We start from the raw sequence: 25,173 nt of genomic DNA on the forward strand, positions 1-25,173 counted from the left end.
CCGTCAGCGGCTGACGGTGATCTCCACCGAATCGGCCTTCTCCGTCAGGGACGGCACCTCGGACAGCACCTGCTGGAGGGTGGCGGCCATCAGGCGCAGACCCGCCTCATCACCTCCTGGTGCGGCGGCGGTCAGCGCGACGTCCGGGTAGGCCACGAGCGCCAACTCCGGCCCGGATCCGCCGCCGGGCAGCACAGCGCCGGCGGCGGTGCGGGAGGCCACCCCGGAGCCGGGGGCCAGCCCGATCCGGTCCAGCCCGGGGACCAGGTCCACGACGCCGGCCAGGTCACCGGCCAGCGCCTCGTCGGCATAGGAGGGGGTCCAGTCGCGCTGCTGGGCCAGCGCCCACACGGCGGGCCGGCGCACCACGAAGGTGCGCTCGGCGGCCGGGTCCACCACCACGAGCTCGGCGCCCTCGTCCACGGCGGACAGGCACGCGCGCGGCATCCAGGTGGCGACGGGCCGGGCCCGCGGGTGCCAGGCGGTCAGGGCCGGCACGTTCGTGAACACGGGCAGGGCGGTGCGGCCGTCCGGGGCCTTCAGGGTCACGATCGCGACGTCGGCCTCCTTGTCCCCGCCGTGCTCGTCGTGTTCCGCGACGGTCGGCACCACGGCGGCGAACACCCGCATCCTGGACAGGGTGTCCACCACCTCGGGCTCCCCCACCTCACCCGCGGCCAGCCGGTCCAGCACGGCGCCCCAGGCCGGGTCCGCCGTGCCGTCGTCGGCGTCGAAGGCGTGCAGCGGGTTCGCCGAGCCGTCGATCCCGCCGCCGGAGAGGTCTCGGCCCTCCCAGGCGATGCCCGCGGAGTCGGCCGGGCGGCCGGCGTCGTCCCGGTGGTCTTGCGGGCGTTGCCTCTCCAGGCTGCGGTTGAGGGCCGCCTGGATGTGGCCGGGCAGGTGCTTGCCGCCGCCGGTGCCCCCCGTAGAGCCCGTCACGGGGCGGGGTGCTCCGCCACCGCCTGCTCGATACTGGCGCCACCGGCCACGGCCAGGGCCTGCTCGAGCGTGAAGCGCCCGGCGTACAGGGCCTTGCCCATGATGGCGCCCTCCACCCCGACCGCACCGTCGGCCCCCGTGCCGACCATGGCGTAGAGGGCGGCGATGTCCTCCAGCGAGGAGATGCCGCCGGAGGCGATCACGGGCCGGGCGGTCTTCGTGGCGACCTCGGCCAGCAGCTCGGTGTTCGGGCCCTTCAGGGTGCCGTCCTTGGTGACGTCCGTGACCACGTAGCGGGGGCAGCCGGCCTCCTCGAGGCGGGCCAGCACCTCCCAGAGGTCCCCACCCTCCTTCGTCCAGCCGCGGGCGGCCAGCGTGGTGCCCCGCACGTCGAGGCCGACGGCGATCTGGTCACCGAAGCGCTCGATGACCCGCGCCGTCCACGCGGGGTCCTCCAGGGCGGCGGTGCCGAGGTTCACCCGGGTGGCGCCCATGGACAGGGCGTTCTCCAAGGAGGCGTCGTCCCGGATGCCGCCGGAGAGCTCGATCTTCACGCCCAGCTCGGTGACCACGCGGGACATGACCTCGCGGTTGTCCCCGCGGCCGAAGGCGGCGTCCAGGTCCACCAGGTGGATCCACTCGGCGCCGGCCTGCTGGAAGGCCAGGGCCGCCTCCAGGGGCTCTCCGTAGCCGGTCGCGGTGCCGGCCTCGCCCTGGACCAGGCGCACGGCCTGCCCGTCCTGGACGTCCACGGCGGGCAACAGCTCGAGCTTCTTCGGCTGGGATTCAACGGTCATCAAAGGGGTCCTCTCGGGTTCATCAGGCGCGCTGACGGGGGCGGAACGAAAACTACTGGGCCAGCAGGATGCCGGCCAGGATGGCCATCACGGCGCAGACGACGAAGCCGACCTGCAGCCAAAGCGGGAACTCCTGCTTGCGCAGGGAGTAGGCGCCGCCGAGCAGCAGGCCGCCCAGGGCGATCAGCAGGGTGGTCCAGTACGGCATTACAGGGTCTCCAGCCAGTTGCTGAGCAGCTGCATGCCGGCGTCCCCGGACTTCTCCGGGTGGAACTGGGTGGCGGTGAGCGGGCCGTTCTCCACGGCCGCGATGAAGTCCGCCCCGTGGTGGGACCAGGTGACCTGCGGCGCCGTCATGGCCTGGTGGTGCGCCTCGAAGCCCCAGTCCAGCACGCCATAGGAGTGCACGAAGTAGAAGCGCTCGTCCTCGATGCCGCGGAACAGCTGCGTGCCGGCCGCCGGGCGGACGGTGTTCCAGCCCATGTGCGGGACGATCCTCGCCGGCAGGGCCTCCACCACGCCCGGCCACTCGGCCATGCCCGCGGTGCGCACGCCGTGCTCCACCCCGGCGTCGAACAGGATCTGGTGGCCCACGCAGATCCCGAGCACGGGGCGTCCGCCGGCCACCCGGCGACCGATCCAGCGGGTCGCGCCGATGCGCTGCAGGGCGGCCATCACGGAAGCGAAGGCCCCCACGCCGGGGACCACGAGACCGTCCGCGTTCATCACGGCGTCCGCGTCCGCGGTCAGCTCGGCGTCCGCCCCGGCGCGCTGCAGCGCGCGGACGGCGGAGTGGGTGTTGCCGGAGCCGTAGTCCAGCACGGCGACGGTGGGCCGGGAGGCGCGGGAGCCAGCGCTCACAGGGCGCCCTTCGTGGAGGGCACACCCGTCACGCGCGGATCGTCCTCCACCGCCGCACGCAGGGCGCGGGCGAAGGCCTTGAACTGGGATTCCACGATGTGGTGCGGGTCCCGGCCGCGGACCAGGTCCATGTGCAGGCAGATGGAGGCGTGGTACGTGATGGACTCGAAGACGTGGCGGGTCATGGATCCGGTGAAGTGCCCGCCGATCAGGTGGTACTGCTGCCCCTCGGGCTCACCGGTGTGGACCAGGTACGGACGGCCGGAGACGTCGACGACGGCGCGCGCCAGCGCTTCGTCCAGCGGCACCGAGGCCTCGCCGAAGCGGCGGATGCCCGCCTTGTCCCCCAGCGCGGTCTTGAGGACCTCGCCCAGGGTGATGGCCACGTCCTCCACCGTGTGGTGCACGTCGATGTGGGTGTCCCCGGTGGCCCGCACCGTCAGGTCGATCTGGGAGTGCTTGGACAGGGCCGTGAGCATGTGGTCGTAGAACGGCACGCCGGTGGTGATCTCCGAGGCCCCCGTCCCGTCCAGGTCCATCTCGACGTAGACGTCGGACTCGCTGGTGGTGCGCTGCATCCGGGCCTTCCGTCCGGAGATCAGCTCTGCGCCCATGCTCGTTCAGCTCCTCGTTGGTGGGGGTCATTCGTGGGGGATTCGATCTCCCAGTCTACGCCGCCCGCATGGGCCTGTTGGCGCCCGTCAGCGGGTGAGACGATTCGACTCGAGGCCGTACTCCTTGATCCGGACGAACAGCTGCGCGTGGTCGTCATGCATGATGCACATGCCCGGGGTGCCGGTGTAGCTGCCGTTCGCCGGGATGGTCCAGGAGCCGGTGATGAACTCGTACTCCCGGCCCGCGTTGCTGGTCCCCTCGGCTCCGACCGCCACGCAGGTGATCTCCACCGGTCCGGGGTTGAAGCCCTCGATCTCGAAGTGAGTGGGGTTGCAGTTCTGGAACTCCTTTCCGGGCCCGCAGTTCGACTTGATCCCGTCCACGGACCGGCCCTGGCTGATGCGCACGGAGGGGTCGGGGATGGGCAGGGAGGTGGCCTTCTTCTGGGCCGTCTCGCAGTCGTCGGTGCCGGTGGCGCACACCCGGATCGTCATGGTGAAGTCCCGGGCGGCCCGGTAGCGGTCGGTGATGTACTCGCCGTCATTGGCCACCTGCTGGGTGTTGACCACCGGGGTGATGGTGACGTCCCGTCCGTTGCCGATCGTCGTCGCGTTCGTCCGGTCCCAGGTGAACTTCACGTTGCCCTGCTGGGGTGTGGCCGTGATCGTGGGCATCCTGAAGTCGCCGTGAGCGCGGGCCGAGGGGGCCTGGACGGTCTCCCCCGCGCCGGCGGCGTTCTGGGCCCGGACGCGCAGCGGGTAGCTCTGCCCGTTGGCGGGGACGGTCAGCGTGCCGGACGTCGCGGTGCCCAGGGAGGCCCAGCCGCCGCCGGTGGAGTACTGGTAGGTGACGGGAGAGCCGTTGGCCGCCGCCCCGTTGAAGGAGTAGTCCAGGGTCCGGTCGGCCCCGGTGGCCGAGGTGCTCAGCCCAGACACCGCGCCCGGGAGGCCGAACGGCGTGACGGCGGCCGACCGGCCGGAGGCCGGCGAATCGCCCTTCGCGTTCGTGGCCACCACGGAGAAGGAGTAGGCCGTGGACTTGTCCAGCCCGGACCACTCCAGCGAGGTGGTGCCGGCTCCGACGGGGCGCTCGGTCACCGAGCCGCCCGCGTGGGCGCGCACGGTGTACCCGGTCAGCGCGGCCCCGTTGTCGTCTGCCGCCGCCCAGGACACGCGCACCACGCCGCCGAACACCGCAGAGGTGTCCTTGACCGCGGAGGGAGTCCCGGGGGCGAAGGGCCGGCCGGCCGGTACCGCGTCCGTGGACCAGCCGGACCATGCGGAGGGCTCGGCCGCCTGGTTGACCGCCTGGATCCGGAACCGGTAGGCCACCCCGTTCTCCAGCCCGTCCCAGCGCAGGGCGGTTCCCGCCCCGCTGGTGCGGGTGGCCGCCCCGGCCAACGCCGGCGAGACCTGGACCCGGTACTCGGTGATGGCCGATCCCCGGTTCTCGGGGGCGGTCCAGGACAGGTCCACCACCCCGTCGCCGGCCGTGGTGCCCGGCGCGGCGGGCTGCTCCGGCCGCACGTCCGGGATCGCGGGGGCGGAGTTGGCGGAGGACTCGGACTCCCCCACCTCGTTGGTGGCGGTCACCGTGAACCGGTGCTCCACGGCGTTGGTCAGCCCCGTGATGGTGCAGGCCGTCGCCGCGCACTCCTGGGCGGCCCCGGTGGTCGTGTCCGTCACCGTGTATCCGGTGATCGGTGCGCCGTGGTCCGGTGGGGCGGCCCAGGACAGGGAGACCTCGGAGTCGTCCACGCCCTCGATGCGCGGGACCCCGGGAGCCGCGGGGGCACCCTTGACGACCACGGTGACGGTGCCCTGGGCCCGACGGGTCGGGTCCCCGGTGATGTCCTCGATCCCGTAGGTGACCTGCATCCGCCCGTGGTAGGCGGCATCCGGGGTGACGGTGACGGTGGAGCCGTCCGTGGCGGCGCTGCCGGCCCCCGTGGTCACGGCGGCCGAGGTGACGCTCAGGGGCCCCTGATCGGCGAAGGGGTTCACGTCATTGGCCAGCACGTCCACGGTGACCGGTTCACCGGCCCGGCCCTCGAGGACCTCGTCATCCAGGGCCCGGGGAGCCGGCCGGGAGGTCCCCACCACGGCCACGGAGATCTCCGCCGGGACGGGATCCGCCTCGCCGTCGGACACCGTGAACCGCACCGCACCGGAGGTGCCGCGCTGGGCGTTGGTGGAGGGGGTCACCGTCAGGACGGTCCCCGTCAGATCGGCACCGATCTCGCCGGTGACCTCGCCGAGCCGGAGGGTGGTCTCATCGCCGTCCGGGTCGTGGGCCAGCGGGGCCAGGTCCAGGTTGACGGGGTCCCCGCCCTGCTCCACCTCCATCGAGCTGGACTGGACCGAGGGCGGGTTGTTCTGTTCCGGGCGGGGCGTCACGGTGACGGGGATGGAGAGGGTGGAGACCAGCCCGTTGGGGTCCCCGCTGGCCTCGCCGTCCGTGACGGTGACGTTGACCGAGGCGTTGCCCGCGTAGCCCTCGTCCGCGGTGAAGGTGACCTCGGTGGCCGAGCCCACGGCCAGCTGCGCGGAGCCGGGCGCGGCCGTGGCCGCGTCATCCCCGGTCAGTCGTGGGGTGCGGCCCTCCCGGACGCCGATGTGGTCTCCCAGGTCCACCCGCAGCGGTTCGCCGGCCATCACCTCCAGGGGATCCGCGGTGGTGAGCCAGGGGGCCCGTGCGTCCTGGCCGGGAATCAGGATGAAGGCGTGGCCCACTCCCCCGTCCACGTCGGTGACCGTGTACATCAGGGTCTGCGCGTCCTGGGCCACGGGGACGATCACCTGGTCCCCCTGGACCCTGGCTCCGGCCTCCTGCGCGGCGGGGTCGAGGCTGATCTCGAGCTCGTCGACCGCGCCGTCCGGGTCCTCGTCGTTCTCCAGCACCGCGACGGCGACCTGGTCCCGGTCGGCGACCTGCTCGGCGCCCACCGTGTCGTCCCGGGCGATCGGCGGCATCAGGGGTGCCTCGGGGTGGACCGTGATGGAGAGGTTGCCGGTGTCCGTGGCCCCGGCCGGGTCGGCGATCGTGTACTGCACGTTCACGTGGCCCGACTGCTCCGGGACGGTGACCCGCAGCAGGCCGTCCACAATGCCCACCCGGGTCTCGGGCGAGGAGGTGTGGATGCCGCCCTCGACCAGGGCGACGGGGTCCCCGTCCGGGTCGGCGTCGTTGACGAGCACATTGGTGGTGAAGGTCCGGCCGGGACGGATCTCGACCGCGTCGTCGAGGGCCACCGGCGGGTGGTTCGTGGCCAGCGGCTGGGCGATGCCCACCGCCACCGTCCCGGTCGCGGTGGCTCCCAGCCGGTCCGCCACCTGGTAGGTGAAGGTGTCCGTGCCCGCCGCCGATGCGGTGGCCGTGTAGACGAGCCGGCCCTCCTCCATCCGTACCGAACCCTGGGCCGGCGGGGACTGCACGCCCACGAGCGTGACCGAGTCCCCGTCCGGGTCCGTCCCGTTGAGGTCGATGGGCACCGACACCGCGTTGCCGGCCAGCACGCGCGCCTGGACGGTGGGTGGGACGGGCGGGTTGTTCGCCGCGCGGTCCATACCCGTCACGGTGAACTCCACCGGCGCGGAGGCCTTCTGCCCGTCCGGGCCGCTGACCTCGTAGGCCACCGTGACCCGTCCCGCCCGGTCCCCGGCCCGGTACCGCAGCAGGCCGTCGGAGACGAAGGCCCGGCCCTGCGACGGCTCCCCGACCAGCGCCGGTTCCAGGGTGAGGTCTCCGTGGTTCGGGTGCGAGTCGTTGGCCAGCACGTCCACGGTGACGATGTCCCCGGCCCGGACGGTGGCCGCGTCCGCCGTGGCCACGGGAGGTTGGAGGACCTCCGGTGCCGGCAACGGGATGACGGTGACCTCACCGGTGGAGGCGCCCTGGGCGTTGGCCACGCGGTAGCTGAAGGTGACCGGGCCACTCAGGCCGCCGCTGTCCACCACCCGCAGGTGGTTGAAGTCCTCCACGGCCACGGTGATGGGCGGGGCGTCGCTCCCGGAGCGGTCGACGCCCTCGATCCCCTGGACCACGAGCAGGCCGCCGGCGGGGTCCGTGTCGTTGCCCAGCACGTTGACCAGCACGTCCCCGCCGGCCGGCAACAGGGCGGTGTCCCGGACCGCCACGGGCAGCCCGCCCTCCTCCTGCTCCTGAAGCACGTCCACGCGGATCAGCCCGGGGGCGGAGTCGAACTCGTTGGCGGCCACGTACTCCAGGTAATAGGTGCCCGGGGTGGACCCGGCGACCTGCACGGTCCCGGCCGTGGCGCTGTAGGTCACCTCGGCCTCGGGGACGGTGTCCACATAGGCCAGTCGCAAGCGGCCGCCCAGGGGGTCCTCGTCATTCTCCAGGGGGTGCAGGGTGGCCTCCTGCCCGGCCTGGACGGTGACGTGGTCCGCCTGGGTGATGGGTGGCTGGATCCCACCGCGGTCCAGGACCTCCACCTGTGCCGTGCCGGTGGAGGTCTCCCGGCCGTCGGAGACGGTCAGTTGGATCTCGCGGGTGCCCGGCTCGCCCGTGTTGTCCTGGAAGGTCAGCTGCCCGTCCGGGCGGGTCCGCACGCTGTCCGTGTCCTCGGTGGAGGCGCCGGTGAGCTGCAGGTCGTCACCGTCCGGGTCCAGCCAGTCGGTCAGGATCTGGGCGGAGGCGGATCCGCCGGCGGGGACGCGGAGCACCGGGACGCGTTCCTGGGTCGGGGCGCCGTTCTGGGTCTCGGGCACGACCCGCAGCGAGATCTCGGCGGTGTCGGTGCCGCCCCGGCCGTCGTCGGCCACGTAGGTGACGCTCTCGCTGCCGGTGGCCGATTCCGGGACCACGACCTGCATCCCGACGCCGTCCAGGACGCGTTGGATGGTGCCCAGTCCGGGTTGCTCGCCCTCGAGGCGGGCCGTGAGCACGTCACCGTCTGGATCGGAGTCGTTGAACAGCACCGGCAGCTGGGTGGTCCGGCCCGCGCGCACCCCGAACGTGTCGTCGACGGCGACCGGTGGTCGGTTCTCCTCCTGCCGGTCCGGTAGCGCGGTCTGGCGGGTGACCTCGTCGGACTCCTCGTCCTCCTCGTCCCCCTCGCCCTCCGGCGGCTCCAGGTCATCCCAGTTGGAGACGACCTTCATCTGCTCCAGGACCAGCCAGGTGGTGCCGGCGCCGGTGTCGTTGAGCACCACCCGGTCCCGGTTCACCCGGAACACGAGTTCGGCACCGGCCGAGAGCTCAGGGATGGGCACGATCTCGTCGTTCCCCTCGGCCGGGCAGTCACGCAGGTAGTGACCGGTCCGGGCGGAGGCCGCGTGGATGCACCCGTCGACCTGGACGGGGGCCGTGGCGGCGCTCGCCCCGGTGCTGCCGCCGGGCAGGGTCGCCCCGGCCCCCGCATCGGCCGGGTCGGCCAACGGCAGGGAGTCCACCTCGCCGCTGCCCAGGTCCACGGTGAGCAGGTCGTGACCGGTCGACAGGGCGATCCGGCCCGTCGCGGGACCGGCCGGCTGGGGAACGGCCCCGACCAGGCGGTCATCCTGGACCGACCGCCCGGGCCAGGACAGCCGCCCGGCCCCGCTGTCGACGACCACGGGCGTCTCCCCCACGGCGGTCACGATCGGATCGGCCATCTCCGCCAGCGCCTCGAGGTCCTGCCGCTCGGTCTCCTCGAAGGGGCCGCCGGCCGTCTCCGGGGCGTCGAAGCGGTGCACGGCTCCCTCCTGCAGGTCCGCGACGAGCACCTGGCCCTCCACCGTGGTGGTGGAGGCCACGGACCCTTCACCCTCGTAGAGGGGGTCCTCGCCCGAGACCTGGGGCGCCGGTTGTGCGAGGCCGGCGAACACGGTGCCCTCGTCCGGGTTGCTCGCGGAGACGCTGCCGCCGCCGAGGGCGAATCCGGTGGTGGCGGGCATCATGACCTGGTCGCCGACGGCCATGGCCGTGGTGTCGACCCCGGTCAGCGCGCCGGATGCCGGATCCAGCATCAGCACGGTGGAGCCCTCCTGGTGCAGGTCGAAGCGTTCCACCGGGGGCTTCAGCCCGCCGTCCAGAGTCCTCGACTCATAGTTCAGGTGGCCCAGGTACCCGCCGTCGTCGTAGGTGACCCAGACGCCCCCGTCATGCAGGTCCAGTTCTGCGGTCTGGAACCCCGGGTACAGGAAGGCACCGGTCGCCATCATGGCGCCCAGGGCGGAGAACGCCACCGGGGCCTTGACCGACTTCTTCCAGCCCCGCCGCGCCACCGCACTCCCTCCGCACCGGCCGGATCCTCCCCACGGGATCCGGTCCCGGTGCCACAGTCTAGTGGCTCACGGTTCCCGCCGAGCGACCGCTCAGCCGGCGGCCAGCACCTCGCCCAGGGCGTCGAGGAAGGCGGTGGTCTCGGCCTCGGTCCCTGCGGTGACGCGCAGGTGGTGGTCGATGCCGACGTCGCGCACCAGCACCCCGCGCTCCAGCAGCCCCTCCCACGTCGCGTGGGCGTCCGCCAGCCCGCCGAAGAACACGAAGTTCGAGTCGGAGACAGCGGGCGTCAGGCCCAGTTCGCGCAGGCCGTCCACGATCCGGTCCCGCTGGGCCTTGATGTCCTCCACGGTGGTCAGCAGCACGTCGTGGTGCTGCAGGGCGGCGTTGGCCGTGGCCTGGGAGACGGCCGAGAGGTGGTACGGCAGGCGGACCAGCCGCAGGGCGTCCGCGACCTCGGGAGCGGCCGCGAGGTACCCCAGCCGGGCGCCGGCCAGCGCGAAGGCCTTGGACATGGTGCGGGTGACCACGAGTCGTGGCCGGTCGGGCAGCAGCGAGAGGGCCGACCGGGTGCCGGCGAGGGCGAACTCGGCGTAGGCCTCGTCCACGATCACCATTCCCTGATGGGCCTCACTCGCCCGGTAGACGGCGTCGACGACGTCGAGGCCGAGGGCGGTGCCGGTGGGGTTGTTGGGCGAGCACAGCAGCACGAGGTCCGGACGGTGCTCGGCGACCTGTTCCGCGGCGGACTCCGCGGTCAGGGAGAACTCCTCCCCCCGCACCCCGGCCAGGTAGCGGGTGTCCGTCCCGGCCGCCAGCAGCGGGTACATCGAGTAGGTGGGCGGGAAGCCCATCACGGTGCGTCCGGGACCGCCGAAGGCCTGCAACAGCTGCTGCAGGATCTCATTGGAACCGTTGGCGGCCCACAGCTGGGAGGCGCCGAGCCCATGGCCCAGGTACCGGGCCAGGCGCTGGCGCAGCTCGGTGAACTCACGGTCCGGGTAACGGTTGAGGGACACGGCGGCCTCGGCCACGGAGGCGGCGATCGCGCGCACCACCTCGTCCGGTACGGGATGCGTGTTCTCGTTGGTGTTCAGGGTGACGGGCACGTCCAGCTGCGGGGCGCCGTAGGGGCTCAGACCCCGCAGGTTCTCGCGCAGGGGCAGGGCCGCCAGGGCCTCAGGGGACGAGGTCGAATCCGCGGTGCTCACCGGGCCATTCTAGGTGCACCGCACCGCACGCGGCCGCGGGTTACCAGGGTGCGGTGAGCGTGTTGGTCGACAGCGACCCGTCGATCACGACCTTGGCGCTGGTCAACCGGTCCGAGATGATGCAGGCGTCCGGGAACCCGTCGAAGGCGCCGTTCGCGTCGGTCCGGATCGTCGCGGTGTTCCACACCACCGACCGTCCGGTGCCAATGGGATGACCCGGGGCGGTCACCCCCACGCATTCGATGGCGTGGCTGCTGTTCGGTTCGAAGTGCTCCAGGATGAGCCTCGAGTAGTGGCAGTTGGTGTAGAGGTTCTCCGCCGCATCGGGTTCCGCGCAGAGGCCGGCCGAGTCGGCCGCCGCCCCGAGTTGCAGGCTGGCGGTGGGGTCGGGGATCCGCTGCGAGGTGGCCGAGTCCGTCACGGTGTCGCAGGTGGAGGTCCCGGTGACACAGACCTGGATGCTCATCGAGTAGCTGGTGGCGGCACGGGTCCGTGGACTCGTGTAGGAGCCGTTGTTGTCCACCGTGGACGAGTTGACCTTCGGGGTGACCGTGACGGACCGTCCGTTGCCGATGGTCGCGGTGTTGGTCGGGCTCCAGGTGAACTCCACGGTGCCCTGCCGGGACGTGGCCTGGATGGTGGGCATGTTCAGCGGCCCGTAGGCGACCTTCGTGGCCACCGTCTGGGATGTCCCGGTGCCCGCGGCGTTCGTGGCCCGCACCGTGAGCTGGTAGCTGGACCCGTTCGCCGGGACCGTGATGGTGTCCGAGGTCGCAGAGCCGAGACTGGACCAGCCGCCGCCGAGGTTGTACTGATAGGTCACGGGCGAGCCGTTGGACGCCGCCCCGGAGAAGGAGATGTCCAGCTGCCGGTCGGACCCGGTGGCCTTCGTGGTGAGGCCGGTGACGGCGCCGGGCCGCCCGTAGGGCGTCACGGTGGCGGAGCGGCCCGACGACGGCGAGGCACCCTTCGCGTTCGTGGCCACCACCGAGAAGGAGTAGGCCGTGGACTTCTCCAGCCCCGACCAGTTCAAGGAGGTGGTCCCGGGGGACACGGTGCGGACCTGGGTGTCCCCGCCGCCGTGGGCCGTCACCGTGTAGTCCTTCAGGGCCGCGCCGTTGTCATCCGCCGCCGCCCAGGACACCCGGACCACCCCGCCGTCGACCGCGGACTCGTCCCGCACCGCGCGGGGGGTCCCGGGGGCGAAGGGCTTGCCGGCCGGCGTCGCGGCCACGGACCAGCCGGACCATTCGGAGGGCTCGTCGGCCTGGTTCACGGCCTGGATGCGGAACTGATAGGCCATGCCGTTGCTCAGGCCGTCCCAGCGCAGGGACGTCCCGGCGCCGGCCGAACGCAGGCTGCCGCCGGCCGGAGCCGGGGTCATCTGCACGCGGTAGTCGGTGATCGCCGACCCCCGGTTCTCCGGCGGCGTCCACTGCACGGCCACCAGCCCGTCTCCCGCCTCCACGCCGGGAGGGGCGGGCTGTTCCGGGCGCACGTCCGGGATGGCGGGGGCGGAAACGCCGGAGGGGTCCGACTCTCCCACGGCGTTGGTGGCGGTGACGGTGAACCGGTGCTCCACGGCGTTCGTGAGGTCCGTGATGGAACACGCGGTGGACGAGCATGGCTGGGTCCGGCCGGTCGAGGTGTCCGTGACCGTGTAGCCGGTGATGGGGTCGCCGTTGTCCGGCGGGGCGGCCCAGGACAGTTCCACCGTCTGGTCCGACACGGACTCGATCCGGGGCACGCCGGGCACGTCCGGACGGTCCTTGACCACCACGGTGATGTTGCCCTGGACCTGCCGGCTCGGGTCGTCGGTGAGGTCCCGGACCGTGTAGGCCACCTGCATCCGCCCCGAGTAGTCCGCCCCCGGGGTGATCGTCACGGCCGTGCCGTCCGTGGTGGCCGTGCCCGCGCCCGTGCTGACCTGTGCCCCGGTCACCGTCAGCGGCCCCTCGCCCTCGAACGGGTTGACATCGTTCTCGAGCACGTCGACCGTGACCGGTTCGCCGGCCCGTGCCTCCGGGACGGAGTCGTCCAGGGCGCGCGGCAGCTCTCGGGAGGTGCCGACGATGTTGACGGTGATCTGCGCCGTGACGGGGTCGGCCTCGCCGTCGGTCACGGAGAACGCCACCGTGCCCGTGGTGCCGCGCTCCGCGTTCGTGGAGGGCGTGACGGTCAGTTCTGTCCCGGTCAGCTCGGCGGCGAACTCGCCGGCCACCTCGCCCCGGGTGAACGTCAGCTCGTCCCTGTCGGCATCCGAGGCCAGCGGGGCCAGGTCCAGACTGACCGGGTCCCCGCCCTGTTCGATCTGCATCGAACTGGACCGGGCGGTGGGTGGGTTGTTCTCCTCCGGGCGGGGCTCCACCTGGATCGGTATGGACAGGGTGGAGACCAGGCCGTTGGGGTCCGAACCGCTCTCGCCGTCCGTGACGGTGACGTTGACCGAGGCTCCTCCGGCGTAGTCCGCCGGCGCCGTGACGCGGACCTCCGTGGCCGAGGAGACGGCGAAGGCGGCGGAGGTCGGGGTGGCCGAGGCAGCGGAGTCTCCCGTGAGCCGCGGCGTCCGGCCCTCCCGCACGCCGATGTGGTCCGTGAGTTCGACCCGCAGCTCCTCGCCCGCCATGACGCGCAGCGGCTCGCCGGTGGTCAGCCACGGTGCGCGGTGGTCGTTGCCGGGCACGAAGACGAAGGCCCGGCCGATGCCCCCGTCGATGTCGGTGACGGTGTACATGAGGACCTGTGCTGCGTCCCGGACCGGGATGACCAGGTGCGTGCCGTCCACCCGTGCGCCGTCCGCAGTGGCGGCCTCGTCCAGGGCGAGCTCGAGGTCCTCCACGGCGCCGTCCGGGTCCTCATCGTTGTCCAGCACGGAGACGGAGACCTCCTCCCTGCCGTTGATCTCCTCCGCCCCCACGAGGTCGTCGCGGGCGACGGGTGGCATCAGCGGTGCCTGCTCGTCGACGCGGATCGAGAGGTTGGCCGTGGCTGTGGCGCCGGCCGGATCCGTGATCGTGTACCCGATGTTCAGGAAGCCCTCGGTCTGCGGGGCCACCACGCGGACCCGTCCGTCCACGATGTCCACCGGCACCTCCGGTTGGCTGGAGGTGAACCGGTCCTGCACGAGGGTCACCTCGTCCCCGTCCGGGTCGGCGTCGTTGGAGAGCACGTTGGTGGTGAAGGTCCGGCCCGGCCGCACGTGGACGGAATCGTCCAGGGCCACCGGCGGGTGGTTCGTGTTGAGTGGTGCGGCGATCCCGATGGTCACGGTGCCCGTGGCCTGGGCCCCCAGCCGGTCGGCGACCGCGTAGGTGAAGGAGTCCGATCCCGTGGCCGCGTCCGAGGCGGTGTAGATCAGCTGCCCCTTCTCCATCCGCACGGACCCCTGGCTCGGCGGGGACTGCACCCCCTGCAGGGTCACCGAGTCGCCGTCCGGGTCGATGCCGTCCAGCGGGATGGGGACCGCCACGGATTCACCCACCAGCACGCGGGCGGAGACGGAGGACGGCACCGGCGGGTTGTTGGCCTCCCGGTCCATCGCCGTCAGGGTGAGGTCCACGGTCGCCGAGGCCTCCTGACCGTCCGGGGCCCGCACCGTGTAGGCCAGGGTGACCCGACCGGGTTCGTCACCGGCACGGAAGCGGACCTTGCCGTCGGAGACGAAGCCGATGCCCTTCCCGTCGGCCGCCTGGCGGTCGAGGACGGGTTCCAGCGTGAGCTGTTCCTGGTTGGGGTGCGAGTCGTTGGCCAGGACGTCGATGGTGACCACGTCACCCACCCGCACCGTGGCGGCGTCCGCCACGGCCACGGGAGGCTGCATCACCTCCGGCTCGGGCAGCGGGATCACCGTCACCTCGCCCTCGGAGGTGCCCTCGGCGTTGGACACCAGGTAGGTGAAGGTGGCCGGTCCGGTCATGCCCCCGGTGTCCACGACCCGGATATGGTTCAGGTCCTCGACCGCCATCTTCAGCGGCGCCGGGGCTCCGGACTCGGCGGTCGCCTCCCCGACGCCCTGCACCACGAGGACGCCCCCGCTGGGATCGGTGTCGTTGCCCAGGACGTTGACGAGCGTCTGACCACCGGCCGGCAGCAGGGCGATGTCCCGGACGGCGACCGGCAGACCCGCGCCGTCCTCCGGCTCGACCACGTCGACGCGGATCAGGCCGGGGGCCGAGTCGTAGTCGTTGGCGGCCAGGTACTCCACGTAGTACGTGCCGGGAGTCTCCGAGTACCAGGACACCGAGCCACCGGACGTGGAGTAGTCGAGCTCGGCGTTCGCGACGGGTCCCACGTGGGCGAGCCTGAGCTGCCCGCCGAGCGGGTCGGTGTCGTTCTGCAGGGGTGAGAACGTGATGTCCTGCCCGGCCGGCACGGTGACGTGGTCGGCCTGGGTGATCGGTGGATGGACCGAGCCCCGCTCAAGGACGTCGACCTGGACCGTGCCGGGGGCGGACTCGCGGCCGTCGGAGACCGTGATCGCCAGCTCCTTCCGGCCGGCCTCACCCGTGTTGTCCTGGAAGGTCAGGGTGCCGTCCGGCCTGATCCGCACCGAGTCCGGCTCCTCGGCCAGCGCGCCGACGAGCTGGAGGTCGTCGCCGTCCGGGTCGATCCAGTCGGTCAGCACCTGACTGGTCACGGACTCGCCGGCCGGCACGCGCAGCACGGGGGTCCGTTCCTGCCTCGGTGCGGTGTTCTCGATGTCCGGGACCACCCGCAGGGAGACCCGGGCGGAGTCCGTGCCACCTCGGCCGTCGTCCGCCACGTAGGTGATCTGGGCCCGTCCGCTGGCCGACTCCGGCACGACGATCTGCAACCCGATCCCGTCGATGATCTCCTGCACCGTGCCCACGGACGGCTGCTCGCTGTCCAGTGAGGCGGTCAGGACATCACCGTCCGGGTCCGAGTCGTTGAACAGGACCGGCAGTTGGGTGGTCCGCCCCGGGCGGACCCCGAAACTGTCGTCAACGGCCACGGGTGGACGGTTCTCCTCCTGCCGTTCGGGCAGCGCGGTCTGCTGGGTGACCTCGTCAGACTCCTCTTCCTTCTCCTCGCCCTCGCCCTTCGGCGGCTCGAGGTCGTCCCAGTTGGCCACCACCTTCATCTGGTCCAGGACCATCCAGTTGGTGCCGGACTCCGTGTCATTGAGCACCACCTGGTCGCGGTTGACCCGGAAGACCAGCTGCGAACCACCCTTGAGGTCCGGGATCGGCACTATCTGGTCCTGCGCCTGGCCCGCACAATCCTGCAGGTAGTGTCCCGTCACCGCCGAGGCAGCATGGAAGCACCCGCCGACCCGCACGGGAACCGTGGTACCGGCCTCACCCGAGGATCCCGCCGGAGCGGTGGATCCCGCGGCGGGATCCTCCGGCGGCGCCAGGGGCAGGGAGTGGACCTGACCACCGGAGAGGTCCACGGTCACGAGGTCCCGCGGGGTGGACAGGGCGATCTCATCGGCGGCGGGGCCAGAGGGCTGGGGCACCGCACCCACCAGGCGCTCGTCCTGGACGGACCGGCCCGGCCAGCTCACCGTCCCCGACTCGGAGTCCACGACCACGGGACGGTCCCCCACCGCCACGAGCTGCGGATCGGTCAGGGCCGACAGGCCGTCCAATGACTCGCGTCCGGTCTCCACGAGCGCGGACGCCGCTCCGCCCTCCTCGGCACCGAAACGCACGATCTGCTCTCCGGCGAGGTCGGCGACCAGCACCTCGCCGCTGCCCGAGGTGGTCGAGGCGACGCCGCCCTCGGCCTCGTAGAGGGGCTCGTCGGTGGGCCATTGGGGGGCCGGGTCCGCGGTCCCCGCGAAGACCGTCCCCTCCTCGGGGTTGTTCACGGATATGATCCCGCCACCCAGGGCAAAGTCCTGGGCCGCCGGCACCATGACCTGGTCCCCGGCCGCCATCGACGCCGTGTCGATGCCGGTCAGCGCTCCCGACGCGGGGTCCAGCATCAGGGCGGTGGCACCCTCCTGATGGAGCTGGAAGTCCTTTCCGGGGGGCCGGAATCCGCCGTCCAGGATCTGCGACTCATGGTTCAGGTGGCCCACGTAGCCGCCGCTGTGGTGCGTGACCCAGACGCCGGCGTCGTGCAGGTCGAGATCGGCGGTGTCGAATCCGGGATAGAGGAATGCGCCGGTGGCGACCACGGCGCCGATCGCGGAGAAGGCGACGGGAGCGGTCGCCCGCTTCATGCGCCGCCGGTCGATCCCCATGCTGCCCCCGTGATACTGGCGGTCCGTCACTCGACGGACCCAGTCCAGACTACCGGCTTCTCAACGGCCGGACGTCATCCGGCGGTGGGGACGAAGAGGACCTGACCCGGCTGGAGGTCAGCACCGTCCAGGCTGTTGAGCTCGCCGATGCGCAGGATCGTCTCGTTGCGGGAGGCATCCGGCGCCGACCGGCCGGCAATGCTCCACAGGGTGTCTCCATAGCCCACGGTCACGGAGTGCACGGTGCCGATGGGACGCTCGTCCGATGCCGCGGCCGGAGCCATGCCGTTCACCCCGAAGAAGACGGCGGCGGCAGCGGCCAACACCGCCAGGACGAGGACGGGAAAGCCGACGAAAAGGAAACGGCCACGACGGTTCAGGTGGAATCCGGCCGAGCCGGCGGTGCGGATCTGTGGTGATGCTGCAGTGCTCATGCTCTTCTGCCTCTCCGCCCGGACCTCCGGGCCATAGAACGCGTGTTCGAGTGCTTCGACCCCATGTCTAGCACGTCCGTTCGAAACACGCCAAGAAAAATTCGAACATACCTTTGAATCGACCCCCTGGTTCCGGTACCGTCGGAACCAGTGATCAACCTGGAAGCAGTCCACCCAGACCGACGGACACGATAAGAACGGATGGTCGAATGGCCCCCCGGAACCCCACTCCAGCCCCGGACCCGCAGCACGTCACGGACGCCCGCCCCCTGACGGCGCGGCAGCGCACCATCCTCGCCTCGATCCGCACGGCCATCGCCGAGCGCGGCTACCCGCCCTCCATGCGGGAGATCGGGGATTCCGCGGGCCTGGCCTCGCTCTCCTCGGTCACCCACCAGCTGGGCCAGCTGGAGAAGCTGGGCTACATCCGCAAGGATCCGGGCCGCCCGCGGGCCATGGAGGTCCTGCTCGACGAGAACGGCTCCCCCCTCACGGCCGACGTGGCCGCCCTCCCCCGCGAGTCGCCGGGGGCCCCCGTGACCACCCTGCATACGGGTGCCGCGGAGGGCGACGCGGTCCCGGTCCCCCTCGTGGGCCGGATCGCCGCCGGTGGGCCGATCCTCGCCGACCAGCAGGTCGAGGACGTCATGACGCTGCCTCGCCAGCTCACGGGCGAGGGGGAGCTGTTCATGCTCAAGGTGTCCGGCGACTCCATGGTGGACGCTGCGATCTGCGACGGTGACTGGGTGGTGGTGCGCCAGCAGAACAACGCGCACAACGGGGACATCGTGGCCGCACTCCTGGACGACGAGGCCACGGTGAAGACCTTCCGGCAGCGGGACGGCCACACGTGGCTGCTGCCGCAGAACTCGGCCTATGAGCCCATCCTCGGGGACGAGGCCACCATCATGGGCAAGGTCGTCACGGTCCTCCGGGCGCTCTGAGGACCGTGAACCACCGCCCCTTCCCGCCGGGGGTCCGGGCGGCGGACGCCGAGGAGTTCGTGGTGACGCACGGGCGCCTGCTGGAGCGCCGCCGGATCAGCCTGCTGCTGCACGGCGGCGGCCTCGACGGCGTCCTGGCCGCGTTGGGGGCCTACCGCAATCCGGATGGCGGCTTCGGACACGGCCTGGAGCCGGACGTCCGCTCGCCGCACAGTGAGCCGCTGTCCACGCTGGCGGCCCTCGACCTGTTGGCCTCCTGGGACCTCCCCGACCACCCGTGGGTGCGCTCGGGGCTGGAGTGGGCGGCCTCGATCTCGGCCGTGGACGGTTCCGTCCCGTTCGTCACGGACCCCTCGCTCGAGTGGCCCCACGCCCCGTGGGTCCAGCCCGCCCCCGGCGGCTCCCACCTGACCTACGGGTTCTCCGCCGCCGCGCGGCTGACAGGGTTCGACGGCGGCTGGGCCGAGGCCGCAGCGGACTGGTGCCGGCTGCGGCTGTCGACGTTCGGTGACCACCGGCAGTCGCCGGCCCGGGACCTGCCCGCCTACGAGGCGAAGTACGCCGTCCGCTTCCTGGCGGCCGAGGGCAGCCAGGACCCCTCTGGCCACCCGGTCCTCAGCGGCCTGGGCGCCCGGCTGCGCGCCGACGGCGCGCTCCGGGTGCCGGGTGGCGCACAGGACGAGAGGATCCACGCCGTCGATCTCCTCCACAACCCGTGGACCGTCCCGTTCCCCAGCGACCTGCCGCCTCGGCTGGCCCCGGAGGGGCTGGCGGAGCGGGATCGCCGCTGGCTGGTCTCGGGCCAACGGGCCGACGGCGGGTGGACCGTGGACTGGCCCGCCTGGTGCCCGGCCCAGGGGCTCGAGTGGCGGGGCCTGCGCACCGTGGAGGCCCTGGAGATCCTCGCCCGCTAGGCGTACCGCCCGGGCCGTGTCGCTAGGCCGCCTTCAACCGCTCCAGCACGCCCCGCACCACGGCCGGATCGGTGGTGGGCCAGAACTCCGGCAGGGTCGACCGCAGGAACGATCCATAGCGTTCGGTGGCCAGCCGCGAGTCCAGCACGGCCACCACGCCCCGGTCCGAGGCCGTCCGGATCAGTCGCCCGGCCCCCTGGGCCAGGCGCACCGCCGCGTGGGAGGCGGAGACGGCCATGAAGCCGTTGCCCCCGTGGCGGCTGATGTCCCGGGACCGGGCCGTCGCCAGGGGGTCGTCCGGCCGGGGGAAGGGGATCCGGTCGATGACCACCAGTCGGCAGGCCGCCCCCGGGACGTCCACCCCCTGCCACAGGCTCATCGTCCCGAACAGGCAGGTGTCCGGTTCCGTGGCGAACTGCCGCACGAGCGCCGTCAGGGTGGTGTCCCCCTGGCACAGGATGGTGGGGGTCGGTCCCAGCCGGGTCCTCATCTCCGCCGCGGCGTCCTCAGCGGCGCGCTTGGAGGAGAACAGGCACAGGGCCCCACCGCCTGAGGCACGCAGCAGCTGCTCCAGCTCGTCATAGCTCTCCGGTGAGGCGAACCGCCCGGGCTTCGGCAGGTGCCGGGCCACGTAGAGCACGCCCTGCCGGGCGTAGTCGAAGGGGCTGCCCACGTCCAGGCCGTTCCACGCCGGAGCGCTCTCCCCCAGGAGGCCCACCGCCCCCGCGACCGGTTGGAAGGAGTCACCGATGGCCAGCGTCGCCGAGGTCATGACGGTGGTGGCCTGCCCGAAGAGGCCCTCCCGGAGCTTTCCCGCCACGGACAGCGGCGCGACGTAGAGCACGGGGGGCGCGGTCTCGTCCCCAGGGATCCACCCCGTCCCCGGTTCGAAGTGCCCCGGCCGGGAGGCCCACAGCACCTCGGGGTGGCTCGTCTCCGGGACGGCCTCCAGCATGCGCTCGGCCACCTCCAGGACCTCCTGCAGCCGGGACCGGGCCATCTGACGCCCGCCGTCGGCGGAGGAATCGGAACCGCCGCTCGGCTTGGAGTCGCTCAAGGCCTGCCGGGCGGCGTCCCGCACGGCGCTGAGGGCACTGAGCTGGACCTCGTCCGGCCCGCGCGGGATCAGCCCCGTGGGCGTCGCGGTGAAGGCGGCGTCCAGGCCGACGCCGGACTGCATGAGCGGTTCGACGGCGACCGCGGTGTGCTTGCGGGCCGAGGAGGCGGCCGCCTGCACGATGGCGCCGGACAGCTGACCGGTGACCGCACCCGTCACCCGGTCCTGGAGCTCGTGGGCCTCGTCCACCACCACGGCGTCGAACTCGGGCAGCACGGCCAGCCCCTCGAAGGCGCTGATGGCGAGCATGGCGTGGTTGGTGACCACCACATCGGCCTCGCCGGCCTCGGAGCGGGCCCTCTCGGAGAAGCACTCGGCCGCCATCGGACACTTCTGCGCGCCGAGGCAGTCCACCGCGGACACGGACACCTGGCGCCAGGCGCGGTCCGTGACCCCGGGATCGAGGTCGTCCCGGTCCCCGGTCTCGGTCTCCTCTGCCCACTCCCGCAGACGGAGCACCTCGCGTCCCAGGGGGCTCGTCGGGTTGCCGTCCGCGCCGGCCAGCATCTCGCCGTCGTCCGCCAGGCCGAACAGCGCCTGGCCCTCCTCCTCGGGGAAACCGCCCTCGAGCTTGTGCCGGCACAGGTAGTTGGACCGCCCCTTGACCAGGGCCACGTCCATGGGCCGGGGCAGCTCTCCCGCCAGCGCCTCGAGCAGCTTCGGCGCGTCGCGGCGCATGATCTGTGACTGCAGCGCCAGCGTGGCGGTGGCCACCACCACGGGTCGCTCCGCCGCCAGCGCGTGCTGCAGCGCGGGCACCAGGTACGCCAACGACTTGCCCGTTCCGGTGCCGGCCTGCACCAGCAGGTGCCGGCCGGTCTCCAGGGACCGTGCGACCTCCACCACCATGCGCCGTTGGCCCTCGCGGCGCTGGCCCCCGGTCGCCTCGACCGCGGCGTCCAGCAGGCGCAGTGCCTCACGCTCGGCGTCGGAACGGGGCTCGGCCGCCTCCTGTCCGGTGTCCTGGACCGTCTGTGTCATGCCCCGTCCACCGCGAAACGACGCAGGTCCTCGGCGATGTCCTCCCGGACCAGGACGCGCATCCGCGTGCCCTCGGCCTCGTAGGTCTCCGAGATGATGTCGGCATCCGGTGAGTGCAGCCGCGAGACCACGTCCCCGTCGGTGAACGGGATGAGCAGGTCCAGTGCCACGTTCGGCCGCGGGATCGCGTCCGAGATGGCACGTTCCAGGTCCGCGATCCCCTCGCCGGTGCGGGCCGAGACCACCACGGACCGTGGCTCGCGCTGGCGGAGCCGCGCCACCACCAGCGGGTCCGCGGCGTCCGCCTTGTTCAACACGATGATCTCCGGGATCCGGCGCGCATCCACCTCGGCGAGCACGGAGCGCACCGCGGCGATCTGCCCCTCGGGGTCCGGGTGCGAGACGTCCACCACGTGCAGGATCACGTCAGCGTCCCCCACCTCCTCCAGGGTGGAGCGGAAGGCCTCGACGAGCTGGGTGGGCAGGGAACGCACGAAGCCGACCGTGTCCGAGAGCGTGTAGCCGATGCCGTCCGGGGTGACGGACTTGCGCACGGTGGGGTCCAGGGTGGCGAACAGCGCGTTCTCCACCAGGACGCCCGCATGGGTCAGGCGGTTGAGCAGCGAGGATTTGCCCGCGTTGGTGTAGCCGGCGATCGCCACGGAGGGCACCCGGTTCCGACGCCGGTTGGCCCGCTTGGTCTCCCGCGCCGGCTTCATGGCCGAGATCTCGCGGCGCAGCTTGGCCATCCGGGTCCGGATGCGGCGGCGGTCCAGTTCGATCTTGGTCTCACCGGGACCGCGAGAGCCGATCCCCTCACCGCCGGCGGCCCGGCCACCGGCCTGGCGGGACATGGACTCACCCCAACCGCGCAGGCGCGGCAGCAGGTACTCGAGCTGCGCGAGCTCCACCTGGGCACGCCCCTCGCGGGACTGGGCGTGCTGGGCGAAGATGTCCAGGATCAGCGCCGTGCGGTCGATCACCTTGACCCGCACCACGTCCTCCAGCGCGCGGCGCTGGGAGGGGGCGAGCTCGGAGTCGATGATCACCGTGTCCGCGCCGGTCATGGCGACGATCCCGCGCAGCTCCTCGGCCTTGCCCTTACCCAGGAAGGTCGCCGGATCCGGCAGGTGGCGACGTTGGATGACGCCGTCCAGGACCTCGGAACCGGCGGTCTCGGCCAGGGCCGCCAGCTCGCGCAGGGAGTTCTCGGCGTCCTGCGCCGTGCCCTCCATCAACAGTCCCGCCAGCACGACGCGTTCCAGCCGCAGCTGCCGGTATTCGACCTCCGACATGTCCTCGAGCTCGGTGGACAGCCCGTTGACGCGCCGGAGGGCCTGCCGCTCGGCGAGGTCGAACTGCTCGCCGTCCGCGTCGGTGTGCCCGTCGCCGCCGGCCGACAGGGCCTGGGCCCGTCCGGAGCCCGGCGCGTCCTTGGCGGCGCTGGCCGCGTCCGCGGCGAGGATCCGGTCGATGACACCCTGGATCTGGGTCTCATCCGGTCCGGGGGTGTTCTGGTTCCCGTGCTGGGGATTCTCGGTCATGGTCTCCTTGGAAGATGCGTGGTCTCTAGGATAATCGTTGGCGGCGCTGCCGGTGGGGTCCGGGGAGCCGTTGTGGACAGGCGGGGTCGGGGCCACGGTGGGCCTCCTTCATACGTCATGGGGGCGCGCCAGGGCGCGCGGAGGAATCAGGTGCATCGGGGGTGGGTGGCTTCAGGACGCCTCGACCCGCGGCAGGGCGGGGAGGACCGGGTCCGGAATCAGCGCAGGAAAATCCACATGCATCCAGTATAGGCGCGGTGTCAAGTAGCATCGGGCCGTGATGGATTCCGCGCACTACTTCTCCGCCGAGCCGGTCGGCCCCGAGCACCGGCGCCGGCTCGAGGTCACCCTGGCCGGTCGCTCCGTGGCCGTGGAGACCGCCAACCACATCTTCTCCCCGGACGGGATCGACAAGGGCACCGCCGCCATGCTGCGCACGGTGCCCCCACCACCGGAGTCCGGATCCTTCCTGGACATCGGCTGCGGCTGGGGGCCGCTGGCGCTCACGCTGGGGCTGGCCAGGCCCGCGGCGGAGGTGGCCGCCGTCGAGGTCAATGACCGAGCGGCCCAGCTGTGCCGGGACAACGCCGCGGCGCTGGGCGTGGAGAACCTCACGGTCTACCGCCCCGAGGAGGTCCCGGAAGAGGCCACCTTCGACCTGATCTGGTCCAATCCCCCCATCCGGGTGGGCAAGGAGGCGCTGCACGCGATCCTGCTGCACTGGTTGCCGCGGTTGGCACCGGGTGGCCAGGCGTTCCTGGTGGTGCAGAAGAACCTCGGCGCCGATTCGCTGCTGCCGTGGATCCGCACCGCGCTGGAGGAACGCCATCCGGGCCGGTTCACCGCCTCCCGGCACGCCACGGAGAAGGGTTTCAGGATACTGCTGGTCGAACGCGACTGAGGCGGCCTATGCTCAGCGCAGCAACGTACCTCAGGAGGCCCTCATGTCCCCACGGATCCGCCGGTCGACGGCCGGCGTCCTGGCCCTCTCCGCCCTGGCGCTGAGCGGTTGCGGCGGCGCGGACGACGACGTGCCCGAGGTCATCGCGCACGTCGACGTCTCGGAGCAGGGGACGGTGGCCGAGCGGCTGTCCGGGGGTGCTCGTCCCGATGACCAGTTCGGCCCGATGCTGCAGTGGGCCCGGCCCGACATGCTGGTGTTGACGACCTTCGGCAGTTCGAGCTGCCCGGTCCTGGTCGAGGACCTCTCGGTCCGCGAAGACGGCATCCAGCAGGTCGTGCTGACCGATCCGGCGGCGACGCACGGTCCCTGCACAGCAGACCTGGCTCCACGAGAGCTGCAGGTTCCCGTGCTGGACGAGGCGCTGGACGCCGGCGAGCTGACCGTCTGGATCCGATCTGCCGGTGAGCACTACGGCCAGGTCACCGAGTTCTCGATGGGTGACCCACCGACCGGGTGAGCCGTCACACCACCGTGCCGTCGGAGACCAGCACGGCCGGCCCGGACAGGACGACGCGTTCCGAGCCGTCGGGCTGCGGGCGGAACTCGACCCCCAGGGTGCCCCCGGGCAGGCCCACGCTCCACCGCAGTGCGTCCTGGTCCCCTGCCCACAGCCGGACCGCGGTGGCGGCGGCGCAGGCCCCGGTGCCGCAGGACAGCGTCTCCCCCACACCCCGCTCGTGCACGCGCATCTGCACGCGGCCCACCCCCTCGTAGAACAGCGGGTCGGCGGGGACCACGAACTCGACGTTGCTGCCGTTCGGCGGCACCGGATCCACGTTCGGCGCCCGCGTCAGGTCCACCTCCTGCAGCTCCGCCTCCTCGGACAGCGCCACCACGGTGTGGGGGTTGCCCAGCGACAGGCTCAGGGCGGGCCGGGGGTCTGCCAGTCCCGCGGCCAGCACGAGTGAGTCCGAGGCACGCTCCTCGGCCAGTTCGGGGTCGAGGTAGGACCACGGACCCATGTCCACCGAGTATCCGTCCGCCAGACGGTCCACCGTGCGCAGGCCGGCGCGGGTGCCGATGGTCAGCGCCTGCCCCGGCTCCAGGTGGACGAGTCCGCGCCTGCGCAGGTAGTGCACGAAGACGCGGACCCCGTTGCCGCAGATCTCGGAGAGGGATCCGTCGGCGTTGCGGTAGTCCATGAACCAGGTGGCCTCGGGGTGCTCGGCGAGCAGGTCCCGCCCCTCGATGAGATGTCTCGACTCGACGACCCGGATCAGGCCGTCGGCCCCCACCCCGAGGTGGCGGTCGCACAGGGCCTCGACGTGGTCCGGGGACAGTTCTGTCTCGCCGTCGAGGTCGGCTACGAGCACGAAGTCGTTGCCGGTGCCGTGGCCCTTGGTATAGGTCAGTCCGGACAACTGGTCGAGCGCGGTGCGCAGGCGGTCGAGGTCCCGGGCGATCGGCAGGGTCATG

At 72.1% G+C, this 25,173-nt stretch carries 15 protein-coding genes and 1 pseudogene; 4 read left to right on the forward strand and 12 right to left on the reverse strand.

Annotated features, from left to right (window positions below; genetic code table 11):
- Positions 1-3: 3 nt before the first annotated feature.
- The 9 genes from AB0K08_RS04065 to AB0K08_RS04105 form a co-directional block, all read right to left on the reverse strand.
- Positions 4-939, reverse strand: coding sequence for an SseB family protein (locus AB0K08_RS04065; protein WP_363351957.1), 936 nt, complete (start codon positions 937-939; stop codon positions 4-6).
- Positions 936-1,736 (reverse strand): bifunctional 1-(5-phosphoribosyl)-5-((5-phosphoribosylamino)methylideneamino)imidazole-4-carboxamide isomerase/phosphoribosylanthranilate isomerase PriA, encoded by an 801-nt coding sequence (priA, locus tag AB0K08_RS04070; protein WP_363351959.1) that lies wholly within the window; start codon positions 1,734-1,736, stop codon positions 936-938. The genes AB0K08_RS04065 and priA overlap by 4 nt, the downstream gene beginning before the upstream one ends.
- Before the next feature lie 52 nt (positions 1,737-1,788).
- The gene (locus tag AB0K08_RS04075; protein ID WP_363351961.1) at positions 1,789-1,944 is read right to left on the reverse strand and encodes a hypothetical protein; all 156 of its coding nucleotides are present in this window, start codon (positions 1,942-1,944) and stop codon (positions 1,789-1,791) included.
- Complete coding sequence (gene hisH / locus AB0K08_RS04080) at positions 1,944-2,597, reverse strand: imidazole glycerol phosphate synthase subunit HisH (RefSeq protein WP_363351963.1); 654 nt, start codon at positions 2,595-2,597, stop codon at positions 1,944-1,946. The genes AB0K08_RS04075 and hisH overlap by 1 nt, the downstream gene beginning before the upstream one ends.
- Positions 2,594-3,211: an imidazoleglycerol-phosphate dehydratase HisB gene (gene hisB, locus AB0K08_RS04085; protein WP_363351965.1), complete on the reverse strand. Its 618-nt coding sequence runs from the start codon at positions 3,209-3,211 to the stop codon at positions 2,594-2,596. Before hisB ends, hisH begins: the two co-directional genes overlap by 4 nt.
- Before the next feature lie 87 nt (positions 3,212-3,298).
- Positions 3,299-9,439 (reverse strand): Ig-like domain-containing protein, encoded by a 6,141-nt coding sequence (locus AB0K08_RS04090; RefSeq protein WP_363351967.1) that lies wholly within the window; start codon positions 9,437-9,439, stop codon positions 3,299-3,301.
- 90 nt (positions 9,440-9,529) lie between these two features.
- The gene (locus AB0K08_RS04095; protein ID WP_363351969.1) at positions 9,530-10,648 is read right to left on the reverse strand and encodes a histidinol-phosphate transaminase; all 1,119 of its coding nucleotides are present in this window, start codon (positions 10,646-10,648) and stop codon (positions 9,530-9,532) included.
- Between the two features lie 40 nt (positions 10,649-10,688).
- A complete protein-coding gene (locus AB0K08_RS04100; protein ID WP_363351971.1) occupies positions 10,689-16,859 on the reverse strand; it encodes an Ig-like domain-containing protein in 6,171 nt (2,056 codons plus the stop codon).
- Between the two features lie 74 nt (positions 16,860-16,933).
- The gene (locus AB0K08_RS04105) at positions 16,934-17,293 is read right to left on the reverse strand and encodes a LysM peptidoglycan-binding domain-containing protein (protein ID WP_363351973.1); all 360 of its coding nucleotides are present in this window, start codon (positions 17,291-17,293) and stop codon (positions 16,934-16,936) included.
- Between the two features lie 263 nt (positions 17,294-17,556).
- On the opposite strand from AB0K08_RS04105, the pseudogene lexA reads away from it, so the two are divergent.
- Positions 17,557-18,237 (forward strand): annotated as a pseudogene (lexA, locus tag AB0K08_RS04110) (transcriptional repressor LexA); the annotation flags it as partial.
- 5 nt (positions 18,238-18,242) lie between these two features.
- Entirely contained in the window at positions 18,243-19,151 is a 909-nt protein-coding gene (locus AB0K08_RS04115; RefSeq protein ID WP_363351975.1) for a hypothetical protein, read from the forward strand.
- Positions 19,152-19,173: 22 nt separating this feature from the next.
- Here the strand turns inward: AB0K08_RS04115 and AB0K08_RS04120 are convergent, their stop codons facing one another.
- Together AB0K08_RS04120 and hflX are read right to left on the reverse strand one after the other, a co-directional pair.
- A complete protein-coding gene (locus AB0K08_RS04120; protein WP_363351977.1) occupies positions 19,174-21,249 on the reverse strand; it encodes an ATP-dependent DNA helicase in 2,076 nt (691 codons plus the stop codon).
- Positions 21,246-22,793 carry a GTPase HflX gene (gene hflX, locus AB0K08_RS04125; RefSeq protein ID WP_363351979.1) on the reverse strand — a complete coding sequence of 516 codons (1,548 nt, stop codon included), beginning with the start codon at positions 22,791-22,793 and terminating at the stop codon, positions 21,246-21,248. Before hflX ends, AB0K08_RS04120 begins: the two co-directional genes overlap by 4 nt.
- A gap of 280 nt (positions 22,794-23,073) precedes the next feature.
- Here hflX and AB0K08_RS04130 point away from each other — a divergent pair, with 280 nt between their 5' ends.
- Positions 23,074-23,694, forward strand: a complete 621-nt coding sequence (locus AB0K08_RS04130) for a methyltransferase (protein ID WP_363352554.1) — start codon at positions 23,074-23,076, stop codon at positions 23,692-23,694.
- A gap of 43 nt (positions 23,695-23,737) precedes the next feature.
- Positions 23,738-24,214: a hypothetical protein gene (locus AB0K08_RS04135; protein ID WP_363351981.1), complete on the forward strand. Its 477-nt coding sequence runs from the start codon at positions 23,738-23,740 to the stop codon at positions 24,212-24,214.
- Positions 24,215-24,218: 4 nt separating this feature from the next.
- On the opposite strand, the gene dapF is transcribed toward AB0K08_RS04135, so the two are convergent.
- Positions 24,219-25,172, reverse strand: a complete 954-nt coding sequence (gene dapF / locus AB0K08_RS04140) for a diaminopimelate epimerase (protein ID WP_363351983.1) — start codon at positions 25,170-25,172, stop codon at positions 24,219-24,221.
- Position 25,173 lies beyond the last annotated feature (1 nt).

The sequence above is a fragment of the Citricoccus sp. NPDC055426 genome (assembly GCF_040677445.1).
Classification (GTDB): Bacteria; Actinomycetota; Actinomycetes; order Actinomycetales; family Micrococcaceae; genus Citricoccus.